Annotated in this window: 19 protein-coding genes, 2 tRNA genes and 4 other RNA genes; 14 read left to right on the top strand and 11 right to left on the bottom strand. The window is 53.2% G+C overall.

Annotated elements, in window-relative coordinates; all coding sequences use genetic code 11:
- Nucleotides 1-91: 91 nt before the first annotated feature.
- A complete protein-coding gene (locus tag D4100_RS00420; RefSeq protein ID WP_006321187.1) occupies nucleotides 92-676 on the bottom strand; it encodes a thymidine kinase in 585 nt (194 codons plus the stop codon).
- 701 nt (nucleotides 677-1,377) lie between these two features.
- Here D4100_RS00420 and hns point away from each other — a divergent pair.
- Nucleotides 1,378-1,785 (top strand): histone-like nucleoid-structuring protein H-NS, encoded by a 408-nt coding sequence (gene hns / locus D4100_RS00415; protein WP_006321188.1) that lies wholly within the window; start codon nucleotides 1,378-1,380, stop codon nucleotides 1,783-1,785.
- 213 nt (nucleotides 1,786-1,998) lie between these two features.
- On the opposite strand, the gene D4100_RS00410 is transcribed toward hns, so the two are convergent.
- From D4100_RS00410 to rssA, 5 genes are all read right to left on the bottom strand, one after another.
- Nucleotides 1,999-3,009: an NAD-dependent epimerase gene (locus tag D4100_RS00410; RefSeq protein ID WP_119802554.1), complete on the bottom strand. Its 1,011-nt coding sequence runs from the start codon at nucleotides 3,007-3,009 to the stop codon at nucleotides 1,999-2,001.
- Between the two features lie 9 nt (nucleotides 3,010-3,018).
- The gene (locus D4100_RS00405; RefSeq protein ID WP_119802552.1) at nucleotides 3,019-4,362 is read right to left on the bottom strand and encodes a UDP-glucose dehydrogenase family protein; all 1,344 of its coding nucleotides are present in this window, start codon (nucleotides 4,360-4,362) and stop codon (nucleotides 3,019-3,021) included.
- A gap of 43 nt (nucleotides 4,363-4,405) precedes the next feature.
- Nucleotides 4,406-5,323 carry a UTP--glucose-1-phosphate uridylyltransferase GalU gene (gene galU / locus D4100_RS00400; RefSeq protein WP_119802550.1) on the bottom strand — a complete coding sequence of 306 codons (918 nt, stop codon included), beginning with the start codon at nucleotides 5,321-5,323 and terminating at the stop codon, nucleotides 4,406-4,408.
- Nucleotides 5,324-5,523: 200 nt separating this feature from the next.
- Nucleotides 5,524-6,540, bottom strand: coding sequence for a two-component system response regulator RssB (rssB, locus tag D4100_RS00395; RefSeq protein ID WP_119804085.1), 1,017 nt, complete (start codon nucleotides 6,538-6,540; stop codon nucleotides 5,524-5,526).
- Nucleotides 6,541-6,644: 104 nt separating this feature from the next.
- The gene (gene rssA / locus D4100_RS00390; RefSeq protein ID WP_006321193.1) at nucleotides 6,645-7,547 is read right to left on the bottom strand and encodes a patatin-like phospholipase RssA; all 903 of its coding nucleotides are present in this window, start codon (nucleotides 7,545-7,547) and stop codon (nucleotides 6,645-6,647) included.
- A 147-nt stretch (nucleotides 7,548-7,694) separates the two neighbouring features.
- On the opposite strand from rssA, the gene D4100_RS00385 reads away from it, so the two are divergent.
- The 11 genes from D4100_RS00385 to D4100_RS00335 all read left to right on the top strand — a co-directional run bounded on the left by D4100_RS00385 (nucleotide 7,695) and on the right by D4100_RS00335 (nucleotide 12,524).
- Entirely contained in the window at nucleotides 7,695-8,159 is a 465-nt protein-coding gene (locus D4100_RS00385; protein ID WP_006321194.1) for a YchJ family protein, read from the top strand.
- A 126-nt stretch (nucleotides 8,160-8,285) separates the two neighbouring features.
- On the top strand, nucleotides 8,286-9,134 hold the full coding sequence (gene purU / locus D4100_RS00380) for a formyltetrahydrofolate deformylase (RefSeq protein WP_006321195.1): 849 nt from the start codon (nucleotides 8,286-8,288) through the stop codon (nucleotides 9,132-9,134).
- 292 nt (nucleotides 9,135-9,426) lie between these two features.
- Nucleotides 9,427-9,511, top strand: a tRNA-Tyr gene (locus D4100_RS00375).
- A gap of 41 nt (nucleotides 9,512-9,552) precedes the next feature.
- Nucleotides 9,553-9,679: non-coding RNA, RtT sRNA (locus D4100_RS00370), on the top strand.
- 140 nt (nucleotides 9,680-9,819) lie between these two features.
- Nucleotides 9,820-9,904 (top strand) — tRNA-Tyr (locus D4100_RS00365).
- A gap of 45 nt (nucleotides 9,905-9,949) precedes the next feature.
- A non-coding RNA gene (locus D4100_RS00360) (RtT sRNA) lies at nucleotides 9,950-10,076 on the top strand.
- Between the two features lie 45 nt (nucleotides 10,077-10,121).
- Nucleotides 10,122-10,248, top strand: a non-coding RNA gene (locus D4100_RS00355) — RtT sRNA.
- A gap of 45 nt (nucleotides 10,249-10,293) precedes the next feature.
- Nucleotides 10,294-10,420, top strand: a non-coding RNA gene (locus D4100_RS00350) — RtT sRNA.
- 177 nt (nucleotides 10,421-10,597) lie between these two features.
- On the top strand, nucleotides 10,598-11,170 hold the full coding sequence (locus D4100_RS00345; protein WP_006322598.1) for an LOG family protein: 573 nt from the start codon (nucleotides 10,598-10,600) through the stop codon (nucleotides 11,168-11,170).
- Nucleotides 11,171-11,270: 100 nt separating this feature from the next.
- Nucleotides 11,271-12,077: an exodeoxyribonuclease III gene (gene xthA, locus D4100_RS00340; RefSeq protein ID WP_006322599.1), complete on the top strand. Its 807-nt coding sequence runs from the start codon at nucleotides 11,271-11,273 to the stop codon at nucleotides 12,075-12,077.
- Between the two features lie 45 nt (nucleotides 12,078-12,122).
- On the top strand, nucleotides 12,123-12,524 hold the full coding sequence (locus tag D4100_RS00335; protein WP_119802548.1) for a pyrimidine (deoxy)nucleoside triphosphate diphosphatase: 402 nt from the start codon (nucleotides 12,123-12,125) through the stop codon (nucleotides 12,522-12,524).
- A gap of 17 nt (nucleotides 12,525-12,541) precedes the next feature.
- Here the strand turns inward: D4100_RS00335 and D4100_RS00330 are convergent, their stop codons facing one another.
- From D4100_RS00330 to D4100_RS00310, 5 genes are all read right to left on the bottom strand, one after another.
- Nucleotides 12,542-12,835: a DUF1496 domain-containing protein gene (locus tag D4100_RS00330; protein ID WP_119802546.1), complete on the bottom strand. Its 294-nt coding sequence runs from the start codon at nucleotides 12,833-12,835 to the stop codon at nucleotides 12,542-12,544.
- Complete coding sequence (locus tag D4100_RS00325; protein ID WP_006322602.1) at nucleotides 12,832-14,757, bottom strand: DNA topoisomerase III; 1,926 nt, start codon at nucleotides 14,755-14,757, stop codon at nucleotides 12,832-12,834. The genes D4100_RS00330 and D4100_RS00325 overlap by 4 nt, the downstream gene beginning before the upstream one ends.
- Nucleotides 14,757-15,890, bottom strand: coding sequence for a tRNA 2-selenouridine(34) synthase MnmH (mnmH, locus tag D4100_RS00320; RefSeq protein WP_119802542.1), 1,134 nt, complete (start codon nucleotides 15,888-15,890; stop codon nucleotides 14,757-14,759). The genes D4100_RS00325 and mnmH overlap by 1 nt, the downstream gene beginning before the upstream one ends.
- Nucleotides 15,890-16,933: a selenide, water dikinase SelD gene (selD, locus tag D4100_RS00315; RefSeq protein WP_119802540.1), complete on the bottom strand. Its 1,044-nt coding sequence runs from the start codon at nucleotides 16,931-16,933 to the stop codon at nucleotides 15,890-15,892. Before selD ends, mnmH begins: the two co-directional genes overlap by 1 nt.
- A 156-nt stretch (nucleotides 16,934-17,089) precedes the next feature.
- A complete protein-coding gene (locus tag D4100_RS00310) occupies nucleotides 17,090-17,641 on the bottom strand; it encodes an NAD(P)H nitroreductase (protein ID WP_119802538.1) in 552 nt (183 codons plus the stop codon).
- Between the two features lie 160 nt (nucleotides 17,642-17,801).
- Here D4100_RS00310 and sppA point away from each other — a divergent pair, with 160 nt between their 5' ends.
- Together sppA and ansA are read left to right on the top strand one after the other, a co-directional pair.
- On the top strand, nucleotides 17,802-19,658 hold the full coding sequence (gene sppA, locus D4100_RS00305; protein WP_119802536.1) for a signal peptide peptidase SppA: 1,857 nt from the start codon (nucleotides 17,802-17,804) through the stop codon (nucleotides 19,656-19,658).
- A gap of 93 nt (nucleotides 19,659-19,751) precedes the next feature.
- Nucleotides 19,752-20,768, top strand: coding sequence for an asparaginase (gene ansA, locus D4100_RS00300; protein WP_006322607.1), 1,017 nt, complete (start codon nucleotides 19,752-19,754; stop codon nucleotides 20,766-20,768).
- The last annotated feature ends 13 nt before the right edge of the window (nucleotides 20,769-20,781 follow it).

Here is a 20,781-nt window from a genome sequence, read left to right as displayed (position 1 = left end):
CGGTTTTTTTTATGCTGCGGGATCATTCACTCGACCTCGCAGCTCAATAGCGCCAAAACATCCCACATGGCGCGCTACGCCGCCCAGAGGCTCACTCCGGCGCGTGTATGGCTTCCTTGTAATGTTTGCGGCAAACGGACACATAGCTCTCGTTACCGCCTATCACTACCTGTTCACCTGCATGCATTGCCTGACCGCTTTCATCCAGCCTTAGCACCATATTCGCCTTGCGACCGCAATGGCAGATGGTTTTCAACTCCACCAGCTTATCCGCCCAGGCCAGCAAATATTGACTGCCTATGAACAGCTCACCCAGGAAATCGGTGCGCAGCCCATAGCACAGCACCGGAATATCCAGTTGGTCAACCACGTCGCACAATTGCTCAACCTGCGCTTTCGTCAGGAATTGGCTTTCATCCAGTAACACGCAGTGTACCGGCTGCTGATGATGTTCCTGAGCAATCATGGTATAGAGCATGGAATCATTATTATAGAGCTGCGCCTGGGACGACAACCCGATGCGCGAACTCACCTTACCGACGCCAAAACGGTGATCGATTTCGGCAGTAAACACCAGCGTGCGCATACCACGTTCTTGATAATTATATGAAGATTGTAACAGCGCGGTGGATTTTCCTGCATTCATAGCAGAATAATAAAAATAAAGTTGAGCCATGGGCCCGCAACTCCAATGGTATAAGAAATATTCAGACGTTGATTCAAGCGCTAAGTGTACCATAAGCCGCCTGCCTGCTCATGCTCTCGGTTCAATATCCCGGCAAAGGTAATAGCAGGCTTTCAAATGAAACATTTCGTTCTGACCCTCCCCTCGTTTTACATCTATTTACAGGATAATCTTTGCCTGCCATCACTATTAATTACCGCTAATGATTTACCCTCAGCATTAATGGTTAAGCTGGTGGAGAGAAGCAGCAGCGCCATCGCAACCCCGTTACAGGCTCAAATCTATTAGCCCCCTCCAGGGTGACGCCGAAAACTTTAATGACATAAAACAGGCAAAGGCACAGTTCTTGACGTTATCTTTACCTGCATACCCCCATTGTTTACAATGTTTGCAGACCAGAACGCGTGATTGAGCCCACAGAATTCATCGTAATATTGATATAAAACACAATTATAACTTGGCCATAAATGCCTTGCAGCCCCGTCAAACATAGTCCGGTTGTTGAAAATTTGACTTAAAAATGGAGGTTGTAATACTTAACATCCCTACCTATATTAGCCGGACTGATCTGATTAATCGTTTTTTTAAAGATAAATTTGAGTACTCCTTTCAATTTGGCTATTGCAGAAAAGAAAAGAGCACTCTATTATTATCCAGACGCCCCCCCACCAATATAATTTGAGACTAGGACAATGAGCGAAGCATTAAAGATTTTGAACAACATCCGTACTCTACGCGCACAGGCAAGAGAATGCAGTCTGGAAACGCTGGAAGAGATGCTTGAAAAACTGGAAGTTGTTGTGAACGAACGTCGCGAAGAAGACAGCCAGGCTCAAGCAGAAGTGGAAGAACGCACTCGTAAATTGCAGCAATACCGTGAAATGCTGATTGCTGACGGTATTGACCCAAATGAACTGCTGCAAACCATGGCTGCAACTAAAGCTGCCGGTAAAGCTAAACGTGCAGCACGTCCAGCCAAATACCAATATAAAGACGAAAACGGCGAACTGAAAACCTGGACCGGCCAAGGCCGTACCCCAGCAGTGATTAAGAAAGCTATCGAAGAGCAAGGTAAATCTCTGGACGATTTCCTGCTGTAATAGCATTTCGCTGCATGTTAAAAAGGCTCCCATGAGGAGCCTTTTTGTTATGCGTATTTTCTGCGTCCCTGACCCATCGCCTGGTTTTTAGGTAAATATCCGATACATCCCCCCCTAACTCTTCTTGTCCCTGATAACTATTGGGTAGCCAGGCGTTTTTCAAGTCATAAAAAAGGGGCCGTAGCCCCTTTATAACATTGCTCAGTTGTTCAATTACTGAACTTTATAAAATGATTTATACCACTCAACAAAGCGCTTCACGCCTTCTTCAACACTGGTTTCCGGTTTGAAGCCGATGACACGATAAAGATCGGCGGTATCGGCGCTGGTATCTAAAACGTCGCCAGGTTGCATCGGCAGCATATTTTTGCGCGCCTCAATCCCTAACGCCTGCTCCAGTGCGTGAATATATTCCATCAGCTTCACCGGGCTGCTATTGCCGATATTATAGACATGGTATGGCGCAGAACTGGTCGCCGGTGAACCCTGCTCGACCGTCCATGCCGCATCAGCCTGAGGAATAACCGCCTGCAACCGCACAATAGCCTCAGCAATGTCGTCAATGTAGGTAAAGTCACGGTGCATCTCACCGTGGTTATATACATCGATACTTTCACCCGCCAATATGGCCTTGGTAAATTTAAACAATGCCATATCTGGGCGCCCCCAGGGGCCATATACGGTAAAGAAGCGCAGACCTGTGGTCGGAATACCATATAAATGGGAATAGCTGTGCGACATCAGCTCATTGGCTTTTTTGGTGGCCGCATACAATGACACCGGATGATCAACAGAGTCTTCTGTCGAAAATGGCAGTTTGCGGTTCAGGCCGTATACCGAACTGGAAGAGGCATATAACAGATGCTCAACTTTATTGTGGCGACACCCTTCCAGTACGTTTAAATGCCCAATGAGATTGGCATCCGCGTAGGCCAGAGGATTTTCCAGCGAATAACGCACGCCCGCCTGTGCACCAAGATGAATCACCCGTTGAAACTTCTGCTCTGCAAACAGCTCCGCCATGCCTTCGCGATCGGCCAGGTCCAGCTTAATAAACTGAAAGTCGGATTTATCTGAAAGCAATTCAAGGCGGGCCATTTTCAGGCCTACATCGTAATAATCATTCAGGTTATCGATACCGATAACCTGATGCCCGGCAGCCAACAAACGCTCAGCGACGTGATAACCAATAAATCCTGCAGCGCCTGTAACCAGGAATTTCATGTTAACCCCTTAGATAACCGGCTGAATGGACGCGCCACGGCCAATTGCATAATACGTGAAGCCACGGCTTTCCAGACGTTCCGGATCAAACAGGTTGCGGCCATCAAAGATTACCGGCTGTTTCAGAGTACCTTTAATCACATCGAAATCTGGTGCGCGGAAGTTCTGCCATTCGGTACAGATAACCAGAGCGTCAGCCCCCTGCAACGCAGCCTCTTTGGTGCCTACCAGCTTCAGGTCGTCACGCTGGCCATAGATACGCTGAACTTCGTTCATCGCTTCCGGATCGAAGGCCTGAACGATAGCGCCCGCTTCCCACAGTTGCTCCATCAGCACACGGCTGGATGCCTCGCGCATGTCGTCGGTATTCGGCTTGAATGCCAGCCCCCACAATGCGAAGGTTTTGCCTTTCAGATCTTCGCCGAAGTGATGTTTGATAAATTTGGTCAGCTTATATTTTTGCTGATAGTTAACCTGCTCTACCGCCTGCAACAGTTTTGGCTGGTAACCAATATGCTCCGCGGTGCGGATCAGCGCTTGAACGTCTTTCGGGAAGCAGGAACCGCCATAACCACAGCCAGGGTAGATGAAGTGATAACCGATCCGCGAGTCAGAACCGATCCCCTGACGTACTTTCTCAATATCCGCCCCCAACATTTCAGCCAGGTTAGACATTTCGTTCATAAAGCTGATCTTGGTCGCCAGCATGCAGTTGGCGGCATATTTGGTCAGCTCGGCGCTGCGGATATCCATCATGATCATACGATCGTGATTGCGGTTGAATGGTTCGTAAAGCTCACGGATCGGCTCGATAACCTCTTTGTTATCGGTACCGATAACAATACGCTCCGGACGCATGCAGTCCGCAACCGCCGCGCCTTCTTTCAGGAATTCCGGATTGGAAACCACGTCGAAAGGCACTGTGCTACCGCGTTGCTTCAGGGTTTCTTCCATCACCTGGCGGACTTTATCTGCGGTACCGACCGGAACCGTAGATTTATCGATCACCACTTTGCGATCGGTCATATGTTCCGCGATGGTGCGCGCAACGGCAGTCACGTATTTCAGATCGGCAGAGCCGTCTTCGTCTGGTGGCGTCCCTACAGCAATAAACTGAATGGTACCGTGTGCAACGCCGGCTTTGGCGTCGGTGGTGAAGTGCAAACGTCCAGCTTCAAAGTTCTGTTGCACCAACGGTGTCAGGCCAGGTTCAAAAATAGGGATATTCCCTTTTTTCAGGTTTTCGACTTTACGCTCGTCTACATCAATACACATTACGTCATGACCGACTTCGGCCAGTACCGCAGCCTGCACCAGGCCAACATAGCCAATACCAAAAACTGTTACTTTCATGGGAAAATCCTAGTTTTTCAAATTAAGACGAAAGATAAATAAATTACTTCTTATCAGCGGCCAGCAACTGTTGCAACCACTGAGAAAATTCTTTACCAAGGCTGGCATGGCGCAGACCATACTCGACGAAAGCCTGCATGTAACCCAGCTTGTTGCCGCAGTCATGGCTCACCCCTTTGAGGTGATAGGCTTCTACCGTTTCTTGTTGCATCAGCATTTCAATGCTATCGGTAAGCTGAATCTCTCCACCGGCGCCCGGAGGCGTTTTTGCCAGCAACGGCCAAATATCGGCAGAAAGTACATAACGGCCCACAATGGCCAGATTTGAAGGCGCTTCGTCTGGCGAAGGTTTCTCCACCACGCTGACCATCGGAGCGCTTTCACCCGCCTGCAGTTCATAACCCTTGCAATCCGCTACGCCATAATTACCGACATCTTTCTGCGGCACAGGTTCGACCATGATCTGGCTGATACCGGTTTGTTCGAACCGCTGCAGCATTTCGTGCAAATTGTCTTTTTTCAGATCGGCGCTGTACTCATCAAGGATCACGTCCGGCAAAATTACGGCAACCGGTTCATCGCCCACCAACGGATAAGCGCACATAATGGCGTGCCCAAGGCCTTTCGCTACGCCCTGACGCACTTGCATCACGGTGACGCCCTTTGGGCAGATAGATTGGACTTCATCCAGCAACTGACGTTTAACTCGTTTTTCCAGCATCGCTTCCAGCTCAAAACTGGTATCGAAGTGGTTTTCAATCGAATTCTTGGAGGAGTGGGTGACCAACACAATCTCGTTGATCCCTGCGGCAATACATTCATTGACCACGTACTGGATCAAGGGCTTGTCAACCAGCGGCAACATTTCTTTTGGGATGGCTTTTGTCGCCGGCAACATTCGTGTTCCCAAGCCTGCAACCGGGATCACTGCTTTTCTGACTTTACGATTTACAGCAGGCATTATTTCCTCTCTCTAATAGCGCTCGTTTTATGAGCTTCATCTGCCACACAAAAAACCTTCGGAGTATACCAGCTTATGTCTGCCAGGCATTAGTCCGGTCACAAATAGAAAAAATTTAGGACAATTACCTAATCAGATTTCTTGAGATAAAAAATAAGCAGGTTCAATATTTGAATTTCAAATAACATTTTTACAATTGCTTACTGTTCAGCGCTGAGCATCAGCCGTAGCCTGCCCCCGGAGCCCCAGACCTGACACTGCCAGGCGGAACAATGCTGGCTGATTTGGTTCATGTAGGTCGCGCCCAGCATGCCCAAAGGCACACCGTTGCTAAGTTGGATTTGATTGTCACCGGTATTCACATTGGCATGCAGGCCGGCAGAGACCAGAATCAGGTTTTTATATTCGGCGTGATAATAACCGACTAACAGGGGGAATTGCCCTTCCAACTTACCTTGTCGCAATAATTGATTAACTTGCTTTAACAATGTCGTCATTTGCGGCAGCCGATGACGCTGATTAGCTAAATGATCCTGCAATAATCCATTAAATAAAGCACGCAGCAACAGTGCCGCCAATACGCCATTATCGCCGGCACGGGTTACATCCAGGCAATAGAAAGCGAGATCCTTATCCGACAGCGCCGCTATATCCAACACCAAACCCGGATTCTCGCTGGTGGTTAATTGCCGGTAATTGATCCGACAATGAGCTACGGTCTGTTGCACTGGCGGCTGAAGTTGTTTGAGCAATTTTACCGCTTCAGAAGGATTTTTACTCAGCGCATCCCAATCTTTGAGCAGGTCGGCTTCTTCCAGAGCCGGGGAGGTAAACATATTGGGATACAAACACCCCAATACCGCTTCACGCAACCGATTGAGATCCGCCAAGGGTTTTAGCAACACATCCTGGACGCCCAAGCGCAACACTTTGGCAATATCCGCCATTTTATCCGTGGCCGAAATCACCAGCACAGGAATTTGCACGCCTTGAAGCCGCAGATGTTCGACAAACTCGATCCCGCCCATTTCCGGCATGGCGAGATCGCACAAGATTAAATCGGGATGGACATCGTCAACTGCACTCAGCGCCTGCAAACCATTGGTCGCTTCACTGGTCTCCGCTCCCAACGATTTCAAATAGCCGACAAGCACGGAACGAAACACCAGTTCGTCCTCGACGATCAAAATGCGCTTGTGAGTGAATGGTAATGACATCAGCCGAGCCTCTTCCCTTTTCATAGTGTAATAGTGGCTCAAAAAGGTCATTTACGCTTGCCGGAAAATTTCCCAACCACACGTTGCGCCCCTGGAACCGGCAGTTATTTATTTTTTATCAATGGCAACAACATATCGATCTGTTTTTCCACCGCCAGTTGGCCAGCCTCAATCGCCTCGTGGGCGCGGTGAAAGTCCAGCGTTGAAATCTGCGGGCAATAGGGTTGGAGCAACACATCGGGAGGATCGCCTGCCATCCGGTTGCGTTTCAAACGATTCTCCAACACCTGTATCGAAGTCCCCATGATTTCCATCGCCGTTGGCGTGAAATTAGGCTTTCTCAACGTCATCTTGCCGATTCGCTCCCGCAAGCGCCCCCGCCAGTTACGGGCAGGAAGATCGTTCGGCTCTTCCTCATCATGGCGAACCGAGAACAAATCCTGCTGCATCAAATGCGCATCATGTTGCAGATCAACGGCGATGACGATATCGGCGCCCATCGCGCGGGTTAACGAGATGGGAACCGGGTTAACCACGGCGCCATCCACCAGCCAATAACCGTCGAACCACACCGGCGCCAACAAACCGGGCATGCTGCATGAAGCACGCACCGCCTGATGAATATCCCCTTTCGTCAACCACAGCTCCCGTCCAGTACTCAGATTAGTCGCTACGGCACCAAATTTCAGCGAGCACTCGGCAATATCATCGATTTTCAACAACTGCCCCACCGCATTGAAGACCCGCTCACCCCGCAACAATCCGCCCCGCTGCCAGGACAAATCCATCAGCCGAATGACATCCCAATAGCTGAACGATCGCACCCACGTCTCCATGGCCGGCAAACGATGGCTGGCAAATGCGGCGCCTACTAACGCGCCAACCGAGCAACCGGCTACTATATCGACCTCAACGCCCAATTTCTTTAGCGCGTTGATAACGCCGATATGCGCCCAGCCTTTGGCTGCCCCCGCCCCCAATGCCAGCCCCACTTTAATTTGTCGCATAACGTCTGCCCTCTGCCCGGTGAATTGTATCAAACCAACCGTCAGCGTAGATTGTCACGACCGAATAATGTTAGGTAACATATGCGCTAAATTCTTTTCATCATAATTGGCCCGTTCTTTTGCGTTCCGGCCATTTTAGGAGCCACCTTGCCTGAATTATGCCCCTGCGGCGGCGGTCTGGAGTATAGCGCATGCTGCGAACCCTACATTAACGGGGTCAGACCCGCTCCCACGCCAGGCACGTTAATGCGCTCGCGCTTTACCGCCTACGTGAAACACAACGTTGATTATCTGATTGCCACCTGGCACCCCGATTGCCACGCCGATGAATGGCGCAAGTCCATTTTCGACAGCTTCAAAGGCACCGAATGGCTTGGCCTGACGGTAGTGGAAGAAAGGGAAGGTCATGATGCCGGGGAAGGGTTTGTAGAATTCATTGCGCGCTTCGTTGACACCGGTAGCGACGAACACAAGGCGATGCATGAGCGTTCGCGCTTCCTTCAGCTTGACCAACGCTGGTACTATATTGACGGAACCAAACCCCAGCCTGGCAGAAATGCAATTTGCCCCTGTGGTTCAGGTAAAAAATATAAAAAGTGCTGCGGGCGCTAGCCAATTATCACTGTGCCCCATAGAGTTCGAGCCACAGCCGACAAGGCTGCAGCTTGAAGATGAAGACTATAAAAACTCTCGCCTGCACAGACAGGACGTTCAGTATCAGACAGGATCCTCATTCCCATGCCACACCAAAATGTACAAAGAAAAGTTTTGCGCACCATTTGTCCGGATGCCAAAGGCTTGATCGCCAAGATCACCAACATTTGCTACAAACATGAGCTCAATATTGTTCAAAACAATGAGTTTGTTGATCACCGTACCGGGCGTTTCTTTATGCGCACCGAACTGGAAGGTATCTTCAACGACACCACGCTGTTGGCCGATCTCGACAGTGCGCTGCCGACAGGTTCCATTCGCGAACTGCACAACTCCGGCCGTCGCCGCATTGTGGTGCTGGTGACCAAAGAAGCACATTGCCTGGGCGATCTGCTGATGAAAAGCGCTTACGGCGGCCTGGATGTAGAGATTGCGGCGGTGATCGGCAACCACGATACACTGCAAACACTGGTGGAACGCTTCGATATTCCGTTCCATCTGGTCAGCCATGAAGGGCTGACACGCGACCAGCACGATCAAAAAATGGTGGCCCAGATCGACCAATATCAGCCGGATTACGTGGTGCTGGCCAAATATATGCGCGTGCTGACTCCGGCATTCGTTCAGCACTACCCGAACCAGGTGATCAATATCCACCATTCGTTCCTGCCGGCCTTTATTGGCGCGCGGCCTTATCATCAGGCTTACGAACGCGGAGTAAAAATCATCGGCGCTACCGCGCACTACGTTAACGATAATTTGGATGAAGGCCCGATCATCATGCAGGACGTGATTCATGTTGATCACACTTATTCTGCTGAAGACATGATGCGTGCCGGGCGCGACGTTGAGAAAAATGCGCTCAGCCGCGCGTTGTATCATGTGTTGGCGCAGCGAGTATTTGTTTACGGCAACCGGACGGTTATTCTGTAATTGCTTGATATACGCTGTGAATTTCAAGTTGCTGCCGGGAGGCCAACTCGTTCATCCCCAGGTATTGCAGGTGCGAATATCTTCGCACCTCAAGGGGGATCAAACGCAGGCCAAAACGCTGCAGCTTGAAAGGTCAGGAGTATAAAGCGGCGCCTTTCGTTCAGGAATGCACCGCCGCGGGCAAAAAAACGGCAAACGATTCATTTTCTGCATTTCAATACTTTACACACGCGTTTCATTTGATATGATGCGCCCCGCTTACCGAGACAGACGTTTCGCAAGCAAGGCCAGTGGTGGGGTTCCCGAGCGGCCAAAGGGAGCAGACTGTAAATCTGCCGTCACAGACTTCGAAGGTTCGAATCCTTCCCCCACCACCATCTTCTCTCTGTTGATGAGAGCACAGCGAAAGCTGAAGCTGCATAAAACATCGAGGGGGAGGATGAGAAGCTTCGACAAGGTTCGAGTCTCACACAGTGAGACAACGCGCTTCAGCGCGGCCCGAAGGGTGAGGAACGAAGAGACGAATAATCCTTCCCCCACCACCATCTTCTCTCTGTTGATGAGAGCACAGCGAAAGCTGAGGCTGCATAAAACATCGAGGGGGAGGATGAGAAGCTTCAAAGAAACCGGCCAGGTTTCTTCCGGGTAAAACTGGAACGACAATTTGTAAATCCATGAATATCATGGTGGGGTTCCCGAGCGGCCAAAGGGAGCAGACTGTAAATCTGCCGTCACAGACTTCGAAGGTTCGAATCCTTCCCCCACCACCATCCTTGCAGACTCCCCTCAATTTAAATCAAACTCAGCCGTAGCCTGTTATTCCCTATCGGGGAAGAATGAGAAGCTTCGACAAGGTTCGAGTCTCACATCGTGAGACAACGCGCTTCAGCGCGGCCCGCAGGGTGAGTCGCGTAGCGGCGAATAATCCTTCCCCCACCACCATCCTTGCAGACTCCCCTCAATTTAAATCAAACTCAGCCGTAGCCTGTTATTCCCTATCGGGGAAGAATGAGAAGCTTCGACAAGGTTCGAGTCTCACATCGTGAGACAACGCGCTTCAGCGCGGCCCGCAGGGTGAGTCGCGTAGCGGCGAATAATCCTTCCCCCACCACCATCCTTGCAGACTCCCCTCAATTTAAATCAAACTCAGCCGTAGCCTGTTATTCCCTATCGGGGAAGAATGAGAAGCTTCGACAAGGTTCGAGTCTCACATCGTGAGACAACGCGCTTCAGCGCGGCCCGCAGGGTGAGTCGCGTAGCGGCGAATAATCCTTCCCCCACCACCATCCTTGCAGACTCACCTCAATTTAAATCAAACTCAGCCGTAGCCTGTCATATCACTAATCAAAATAGTTGCACGTCACATTTATCAGTTGCCTTAACCATTCACCTCAGGCTCAACTTGAACTCCAGCCAACAATTCGCTATACCACTGACTTCTTTAATGCAGTAAGGAAAAGTGCATGCGTAACAATATCTGCGTTTTTTGTGGCGCCAGCGAAGGCGTTAACCCTGCTTATGCCGATAACGCTCGGCAATTGGGCCAAGCGCTTGCTACCCAAGGCAGACGCCTGATCTATGGCGGCGGTAAAAAAGGGTTAATGGGCATTGTGGCGGACGCAGTGCTTGAGGCCGGCGGTGAAGCCGTGGGGGTTATCCCTGAACGGTTGGTAGAAGCAGAAACCGCGCATCGTAGCCTGACCGAGCTGGAAATCGTGCCAGACATGCATACCCGCAAAGCGCGCATGGCGGCCCTGGCGGACGGTTTTATCGCCTTGCCCGGCGGCATTGGTACTCTGGAAGAACTGTTCGAGATCTGGACTTGGGGCCAGATCGGTTATCACAGTAAGCCGGTTGGCCTGCTGGATGTGAATGGATTCTATCGACCGCTAAACAATTTCCTGCAGCACGTAGCCGATCAGGGCTTTATGCGCCATGACTACCTCGGTACCCTGCACCTCAGCGAATCACCATATACCCTGCTGCAACAATTCGACGATTACCAACCGAAAAATTACGATCGTTGGGCAAAATAATCCCACCCCACTGGCGGCAAGTGCCGCCGGTCTGCGTTACATTTCCGGCCAAACTCTGCTACTATCTCAACACATTTTTCTCGCGAAAACGGCACCGCTCATGAAGTTTGTCTCTTTCAATATCAATGGACTGCGCGCGCGTCCGCATCAACTGTCCGCAATTATCGAACAGCACCAACCCGACGTGATTGGCCTGCAGGAAACCAAAGTTCACGATGACATGTTCCCACTGGAAGAAGTCAGTCAGCATGGCTATCACGTGTTCTATCACGGCCAAAAAGGCCACTACGGCGTCGCACTGCTGACCAAAGACGAACCGATCGCCGTACGCCGCGGATTCCCTACCGATGACGACGACGCACAGCGTCGCATCATCATGGCCGATCTGGCCACACCTCAAGGCACGTTGACCGTAATTAATGGCTATTTCCCGCAGGGAGAAAGCCGTGACCATCCGATCAAATTCCCGGCCAAGTCACGCTTCTATCAGGATCTGCAAAACTACCTGGAGCAGCAACTGTCGGTGGAATCGCCGGTGCTGGTGATGGGCGACGTAAATATCAGCCCAAGTGATTACGATATCGGTATCGGTGAAGAAAGCCGTAAACGTTGGTTGCGCACCGGCAAATGTTCCTTCCTGCCGGAAGAGCGTGAATGGATGGACCGCTTGCTGAGTTGGGGTCTGGTGGATACCTACCGCCATGCCAACCCAGAGCGCAACGATGAATTCTCGTGGTTCGATTACCGCTCACGCGGCTTCGACGAGAACCGGGGCCTACGCATCGATCTGCTGCTGGCCAGCACGCCGCTGGCAGCGCGCTGCACCGCAACCGGCATCGATTATCAGATCCGCGGAATGGAAAAGCCTTCGGACCATGCCCCGGTCTGGGCTGAATTCTCGCTGTAATTCCTCCAACCCCGGCCGCGGTCGGGGTTTCACAATGTGGTACGCATGAAAATCATCGACGTCGTCGCCGCCATCATTGAAAAGAATGGCAAAATTTTACTGGCCCAACGTGATGCAAACAGCGATCAGGCCGGTTTGTGGGAATTTCCCGGCGGCAAGGTTGAAGAAGGCGAAAGCCAGCCGCAGGCGCTGGCACGTGAATTGGATGAAGAGTTGGGGATTATGGCGAGCGTAGGGAATTACATCGCCAGCAACCAGTGGCAGCACAACGAACGCACTATCCGGCTGCATGCCTGGCGTATTGAGGCATTCAGCGGTGAATTACAGAATCGCTGCCATTCTGATTTTGCCTGGCTAACACCGGAACAGGCCGGCGACTATTCACTGGCCCCGGCGGATGTGCCGCTGTTAGCCGCTTATATTGCCTCTTTGCCACCTAAAAACTGACAGACTGCGTTACCTTGTCACTTTTTCAAACGGACCCAAATCAACGGGTTGGTGCCAACTACGTTGGGATCGCGAGTACATTGCAGCATTTCCCCTTCGATCTTGAGCACTGCCCCTTCAGAATAATTTTGATCCTGATAAATGCAGCAGCGGCTGCAAGGTTGTGCTGCCGGCTGAGCGGCGGCGTTTTTCGCCGCGCCCCAGATTTCCGGCGCCACCGGTAACACCACATCCACATCACCACGATTGGCCGCCGCTGCGGTGGAAAACAGCAACCCGCCTGCGACCAGCATCAGTAAACTGTGATTCATTCGCTTTTCTCCCGCGCTTTGCCGGCGCTTTTCTTGCGTTTTTTTGCCCCGGCGGAAGGTGACGGCGGCAACCCGCGAAACGCCATACTCGCCCGGCTTTGCTTGGCCTGATAAATCAGCTCCTGCAAAGTGCCTACCAAGGGTTGCATAAAGTCCTGATAACGGCAGGATTTCTCACTGATTTGCGTCAGTGTAGCTTCCCAATTGGCCGTCATGTCAGGGCGAGCCGCAATATCCGGCAGCGAATGGATCAACGCCCGGCCGGTTTCGCTGGAATGAATATAGCGCCCCTTCTTATACAAAAACGCCCGTTTGAACAGTAATTCAATGATGCCCGCACGCGTCGCCTCAGTACCTAAACCATCGGTCGCTCGCAGGATTTTCTTTAGCGCTTTATCTTGTACGAAACGCGCTATGCCGGTCATGGCAGAAAGCAGGCTGGCATCGGTAAAGGGCCTCGGAGGCTGCGTCTGACGTTCTACCACCTCACCACGTTCGCACAGCAATTCATCATCTTTCGCCACCACCGGCAGCGGAGAGCCTTCGTTTTCTTCGTCGCGCTCTTTACTGCCCAGCAGCGTTCGCCAGCCAGCCTCAGCCAGGAAACGTGCCTTCGCAACGAATTTACCGCCGGCGATATCCAGCTCAATCACACATTTGCGGAACATGGCATCCGGACAAAATTGCATCAGGTATTGGCGCGCCACCAACCCGTAGACGTTCAGTTCGTCCTGGCTGAGGCTCACTTTGCTGGCGCGGGCGGTGGGAATAATGGCGTGGTGGGCATCGACTTTTTTGTCGTCCCAACAACGGTTGCGGCGGTCGTTGTCAATCACCGGTTGCGGGTAAAGATCCGGCTGGTGAACGCTGATCGCGTTAAGCACCGCATGACGCCCGGCGAAATGTTCTTCCGGCAGGTAACGGCAGTCAGAACGCGGATAGGTGATCAGCTTATGGGTTTCGTACAACCGCTGGCATACGTCCAACACCTGCTGCGCACTCAGGTTGAAACGTTTGGAAGCCTCAATCTGCAGCGTCGACAGTGAAAACGGCAGCGGCGCGGTATCCGACTCCCGTTTATCATTATAGGATGTGACCAGCGCCGGCTGGCCCTCAATGCGTTTAAGCACGTGCTCCGCCAGCGGCCGGTGCAGCAAGCGCCCTTCTTCGTCCTGATAAGGTTCACAGGAGTCACTCGGTTGCCAAAGCGCGACAAAGCGCTCTTCCTTTGGCGTCACAATGTGCGCTTTGACTTCAAAGAAGTCTTTCGGCACAAAGTTTTCAATCTCTTCATCACGCCGCACCACTAATCCCAGCACCGGCGTTTGTACCCGCCCAACGGACAACACACCGTCGTAGCCGGCATTTCGCCCCAAAATAGTATAGGCGCGGGTCATGTTGATGCCATACAGCCAGTCAGCGCGAGAACGCGCCAGCGCGGAGACGCACAACGGGATAAAGTCGCGGTTGTCACGCAACCGATCGATGGCACGCTCCACCGCCTGCGGGTTGAGATCGTTAATCAGGCAACGGCGCACGCTGTGACGTTTTTCCGGCGTCAACGCCAGATAGTCCAGCACCTCGTCCACCAGCAACTGCCCTTCGCGATCCGGGTCACCGGCATGTACCACCTCGTCGGCCTCATGCAGCAGCTTTTTGATGGCATTAAGCTGTTTACTGACCGAAGGACGCGGCTGCAGTTGCCACTTTTCGGGGATAATAGGCAGATCCGCCAACGACCAGCGCGCATAGCGGCTGTCGTAGGCATCCGGCTGCGCCTGCTCCAATAAATGGCCCACACACCAGGTGACCACATCGTTGTTGCCGCAGGCGATAAACCCGTCACCGCGGCGATGCGGTTTGGGAAGAACGTCGGCAATGGCGCGCGCCAAACTCGGTTTCTCGGCAATAAAAAGTCGCATTATTCACCGTTATTCTGGCTGTACGTCATCAGGAATTCTCTTACTTCGGCATAATTCCCGCGGAAGGCAATCCGCCGGGATTTCTTTTCCAATTGATAGTGATACATCGGATCATAGTAGTGCTGCAACAACGGCACCAGCCACTCCTGATGCACGTCACTATTACCGCTGGCATGATTACCGCTGGCATGCTGGAATTGCAACGCCCATTCCAGCCGCTGCGTCAGCAGTTGGAAGCGTTCCATTCCCAGACGGCGGCGAATGGCGAACAGGCCGTGATGCAGATACTCAGCGTATTTCTGCCAGCCCAGCTCCGCGCCGTAGGTCTGTTCAAACCCCATGCGCATGCGAACGATATATTCATCCTGCAACCGCGCCAGACGCACCTCAAAGGGATCGTCAATAACGGCCACCGGCGCTTGCTGCATGCGGTTGAAGATCGGTAGCGGCAGATTGTTGCTGCCGATAATGCGCCCTTCATCCTCCAGTATCCAACGGCGGCAGCCACCATGCTGTTTTTTCAGCAATAACACAGCCAGACGATTCTCAAAATCAATCTGCGAGCTCTGCGCCACCAGCGTTCGGCCAAAAGATGAACCGCGATGGCGCGCTGCGCCTTCCAGATCGATACCCTCTGCCAACTCGTTGACCAACAGGGTTTTACCGCTGCCGGTGTTGCCGCCGACCAGCACCATGGGCAATTTGGCGCTCTGTTCCAGCGTGTCTAGCAGGAAATGACGCAGCGCCTTGTAGCCGCCGCTGATGCGCGGGTATGCCACCCCAGCCTCACGCAGCCACTGCTGTACCAGCTGTGAACGCAACCCGCCACGGAAACAGTAGATATACCCTTCCGGCCATTGGGCGCACTGTGCCAGCCAGGCCGCCGTGCGCTGCTCACGCAACCTGCCGTTTACCAAACTGTGACCCAGCGCTATCGCCGCATGTTGCCCCAGCTGTTTGTAGCAGGTACCCACCGCCTGACGCTCGCTGTCATTCATTAGCGGCAGATTCAGCGCATTGGCAAAGGCGCCCTGTTGGAACTCAACCGGCGCTCGCACATCAATCAGCGGAATATCCTGCAAAAAAATACGACGATAGTCCTGGGTGTCGGCCCGTGGCGGAATAAATGACACTACACAACCTCAATCAGTGGCTTGCCCGGCGTTGCCGTATGCAGTTCACCGATGGCGGTGAGCTGAATGCCGTGGCGTTCGGCAATCGCCAGCACCTGCTGTTCCGCTTCGGGAAGCACCGCCAGCAGCAGGCCACCGGACGTCTGCGGATCGCACAGCAATTGGCGCTGCAGATCGGTCATTTCGCCAATCAGGTGGCCATAGCTGTCAAAATTACGTCCGGTACCGCCCGGCACGCAGCCTTCGGCGATATAACGTTCGACATCCGGCAGTTTCGGTACCCGGTCAAACCACAGCGTCGCCTGCAGACCGGAACCCTGACAAACCTCGCTCAGGTGACCCAGCAGCCCAAAGCCGGTGACGTCAGTCATCGCCGTCACGCCGGCGACCTCGGCAAAGTCCGCTCCCGGTTTGTTCAGTTGGCACATCACCTCAGTCGCCAGGCCTTCATGTTCAGGGCGCAGTTTGCTTTTCTTCTCGGCGGTGGTCAGTACGCCAATACCCAGCGGCTTGGTGAGGAATAATTGGGTGCCGGCTTGCGCGGCACTGTTTTTCTTGACCCGTTCGGTATTAACGATACCGGTTACCGCCAGGCCAAAAATAGGTTCAGGCGCATCAATCGAGTGGCCGCCGGCCAGCGCGATCCCCGCCTGTTGGCAGGCGTAACGCCCACCGTCAATGACCTGCTGTGCCACTTCCGGCGACAGTGTGGCGATTGGCCAGCCGAGAATGGCTATCGCCATGATCGGTTTGCCGCCCATGGCGTAAACGTCACTGATGGCGTTGGTGGCGGCAATACGGCCGAAATCGAACGGATTATCGACGATCGGCATAAAAAAGTCGGTGGTACTGATGATACCAACGCCATTGCCGATGTCATACACCGCCGCATCGTCGCGGGTTTCATTACCCACCAGCAAGCGCGGATCGACAAACTTTTCACGTTCGCTATGCAGAATGGTTTCGAGAACTTTCGGCGAGATTTTGCAACCACAGCCGGCACCATGGCTGTACTGGGTCAAACGGATCGTTGACGATGTCATATACCACTCCCTTCGGTTAACGGCATTCAAGATATCATAGGGTAGCGCTTGCCGACGGGATTGATAAGAGCGGGCTGCCGATAACCGTACAGCCTGCTCAGAAACAAGGCGGAATTGCGGGATTCGGCGCATTTTCGCCCAATCCCGCGGCAGGATTCAGAAGTAACTGACGAACGGCGTGCTGTCGGGAGCGACAACTTTAGTAGAGGCTTTCAACTGCGGGGTGCCCAGATAGAGGAAACCGACGATTTCGTCCTGCTCGCGGCAACCGAAGGCTTCGCGAACCAGTAGGTGCTCGGTCCATGCGCCCGTGCGCCAGATCCCGTTGAAACCCTGCGCTAGGGCGGCCATCTGCATCGCCTGCACCGCACAACCGGCAGAAACCACCTGCTCCCAGCGCGGCACCTTGGTTTCTTCGTTGCAATGCGCCACTACAGTGATGATCAACGGGGCACGGAACGGTGCCTTTGTTGCCTTTTCTATCGCAGCATCATCCATCTGATCCTGTTTCGCAGCAGTTTGTAACAATTGACTGAAACGCTCCAGACCCTGATTCTCGATCATCACAAAACGCCACGGCTGCAGCGCGCCGTGATCGGGCGCACGCAGGCCCGCATTGATGATATTCTGACGAATATCCCCCGTTGGCGCTGGAGCCGCGAGGCGCGATGCAGAACGGCGATTCAGTAAAAGATCCAGTGCATCCATTGTAAACTCCTGATAACAATTTTCATTAAGATCACGTTAACATAGCTCAACGACGAGTTACAGCCTCGGCAATAGCCTCAGTGACCCTCGATTTAAAGCTGACTTTTCTTCGTCCGCTCATTAGGATAGCGGAACATTCTCGACTCTTGTTGGAGAGCACATGCGCACATTGTGGCAAATCATTGCCGGCGTTTTCAGGTGGACATGGCGTCTGCTGAACTTTATCAGGGAACTGATCCTTAATCTGTTCTTGGTGTTGCTGATCCTGGTTGGGGTCGGTATTTATCTTTCATTCCAAAGCTCCACTACCCCTGCCGTCCCGAAGAGCGGTGCGCTGCTGGTTGATCTGAGCGGCGTGGTGGTTGACCAACCGTCAATGAACAACAAAGTCCGCCAGTGGGGCCGTGAGCTGTTGGGTGCTTCCAGCAACCGTCTGCAGGAAAATTCGCTGTTCGATGTGGTTGACAGCATCCGCAAGGCCAAAGACGACAAAAACATTACCGGCATGGTATTGCAGTTGAATGACTTTGCCGGTGCCGATCAGCCTTCGCTGCAGTACATCGGCAAAGCGCTGCGCGAATTCCGCGACAGCGGCAAACCGATCTTCGCCATCGGCGACAGCTATAACCAGACGCAATATTATCTGGCCAGCTACGCCAACAAGGTTTATCTGTCGCCACAGGGCGCGGTCGATCTGCACGGTTTTGCCACCAACAACCTTTACTACAAATCGCTGTTGGAAAAACTCAAGGTGACCACCAACATTTTCCGCGTCGGCACCTACAAGTCGGCCGTGGAACCGCTGATCCGTGACGATATGTCACCGGCAGCGCGTGAGGCTGACAGCCGCTGGATCGGCGGGCTGTGGCAGAATTATCTGACGACCGTGGCGGCCAACCGTCAGATCACGGCGCAGCAGCTGTTCCCGGGCGCGGCAGGCGTGCTGACCGGCTTGCAGGCCGCTGGCGGGGATACCGCCAAGTTTGCGCTGGACAGCAAATTGGTGGATGAGCTGGCGTCACGCACCGTCATCGAGAACCAACTGATAAAAACCTTCGGTTGGGACAAGCAGGCTAACGACTTCAACGCCACCAGCATTTACGATTATCAGCCAAAACCAACGCCGGATCAGGGCGGCAAAATCGCCGTGGTGTTTGCCAATGGCGCCATCATGGACGGCCCGCAAACACCGGGCACCGTTGGGGGGGATACCACAGCTGCACAGCTGCGCCAGGCGCGTCTTGACCCGGCAATCAAAGCGGTGGTGTTCCGCGTGAACAGCCCGGGGGGTAGCGTCAGCGCTTCCGAAGTGATCCGTTCGGAACTGGCTGCAGTGCGTGCCGCAGGCAAACCTGTGGTGGTGTCGATGGGCGGCATGGCGGCTTCTGGCGGCTATTGGGTTTCTACGCCGGCGGACTACATTATCGCCAGCCCGAGTACCCTCACCGGCTCCATTGGCATCTTTGGGGTGATCAATACCTACGAACAAACGCTGGACAGCATCGGCGTGCATACCGACGGTGTCGCAACCTCGCCGCTGGCGGATCTCGCCGTGACCAAGGCGCTGCCGCCGGAGTTCTCGCAAATGATGCAGTTGAATATCGAGAACGGGTATAAAAACTTTATCGATCTGGTTGCCAAGTCGCGCAAAATGACGCCACCACAGGTCGATCAGATCGCTCAGGGCCACGTGTGGCTCGGCAGTGACGCCAAAGCCAATGGTCTGGTCGATCAATTGGGCGATTTCGACGATGCGGTGAAGAAAGCCGCCGAGTTGGCGAAACTGAAACAGTGGCAGCTTAACTGGTTTGTCGATACCCCAAGCCTGACCGACATGGTGCTCAGTCAGTTTGGCGTCTCTATTCACGCCATGTTGCCGGCGGCCATTCAGTCGATGCTGCCGGCTCCGCTGGCATCGGTCGCCATGGCGGTGAAGGAGCAACCGGGATTGTTCAATAATCTGAACGATCCGCAAAACCGCTATGCCATCTGTTTGACCTGCGGAGAAGTCCGCTAACAAAATATTCCTGCGCCCGGCACACGCCGGGCTTTTTTTCTGCCGTTATCCCCCTATAATTCAGCCCATCTTATTTCTGTCAAAACAATTACTATGCAAAAAAAATCCATTTACGTCGCCTACACCGGCGGTACCATCGGTATGCAACGCTCGGAACAGGGCTACATTCCGGTTTCCGGCCATCTGCAACGCCAACTGGCACTGATGCCCGAGTTCCACCGGCCGGAAATGCCGGACTTCACCATTCATGAATACGCGCCGCTGATCGACTCTTCAGACATGACACCGGAAGATTGGCAGCACATCGCCGACGACATCAAACAGAATTACGATCGCTATGACGGCTTCGTCATTCTGCACGGTACCGACACCATGGCCTTCACCGCTTCAGCGTTGTCGTTCATGCTGGAAAATCTGGACAAACCGGTGATCGTGACCGGCTCGCAAATCCCGCTGGCGGAACTGCGCTCAGACGGCCAAACCAACCTGCTGAACTCGCTCTATCTGGCCGCCAATCATCCGGTAAATGAAGTCAGCCTGTTCTTCAACAACAAGCTGTTCCGGGGCAATCGCACCACCAAAGCGCATGCAGACGGTTTTGACGCCTTTGCTTCGCCCAACCTGCCGCCGCTGCTGGAAGCCGGGATTCACATCCGCCGCCAGAACGGTATCGACAGCCCTGTTTGTAACGGTGAATTGCGGGTCCACAACATTACGCCGCAACCGATCGGCGTGGTGACGATTTATCCGGGGATTTCCGGTGCGGTGGTACGCAACTTCCTCCTGCAACCGGTGAAAGCGCTGATTTTGCGCTCTTATGGCGTAGGCAATGCACCGCAAAAAGCGGAGCTGGTCGATGAATTACGTGACGCATCTGAACGCGGCATCGTGGTGGTGAACCTGACGCAGTGCATCTCCGGCCGGGTGAACATGGAAGGCTATGCTACCGGTAATGCATTGGCCCATGCAGGCGTCATCAGCGGCTTTGACATGACCGTCGAAGCGGCGTTGACTAAATTGCATTATTTGCTGAGCCAACCGCTGACGCCGGAACAAATCCGCAGTCAAATGCAACAAAACCTGCGCGGCGAGCTGAGCATTACCGGCTAACCCTGCCCAGATT

Source organism: Serratia inhibens, from assembly GCF_003591175.1.
In the GTDB taxonomy this organism is placed as follows: Bacteria; Pseudomonadota; Gammaproteobacteria; order Enterobacterales; family Enterobacteriaceae; genus Serratia; species Serratia inhibens.
The sequence above is the reverse complement of the archived record's forward strand: the minus strand, read 5'-3'. Positions and strand labels throughout refer to the sequence as shown.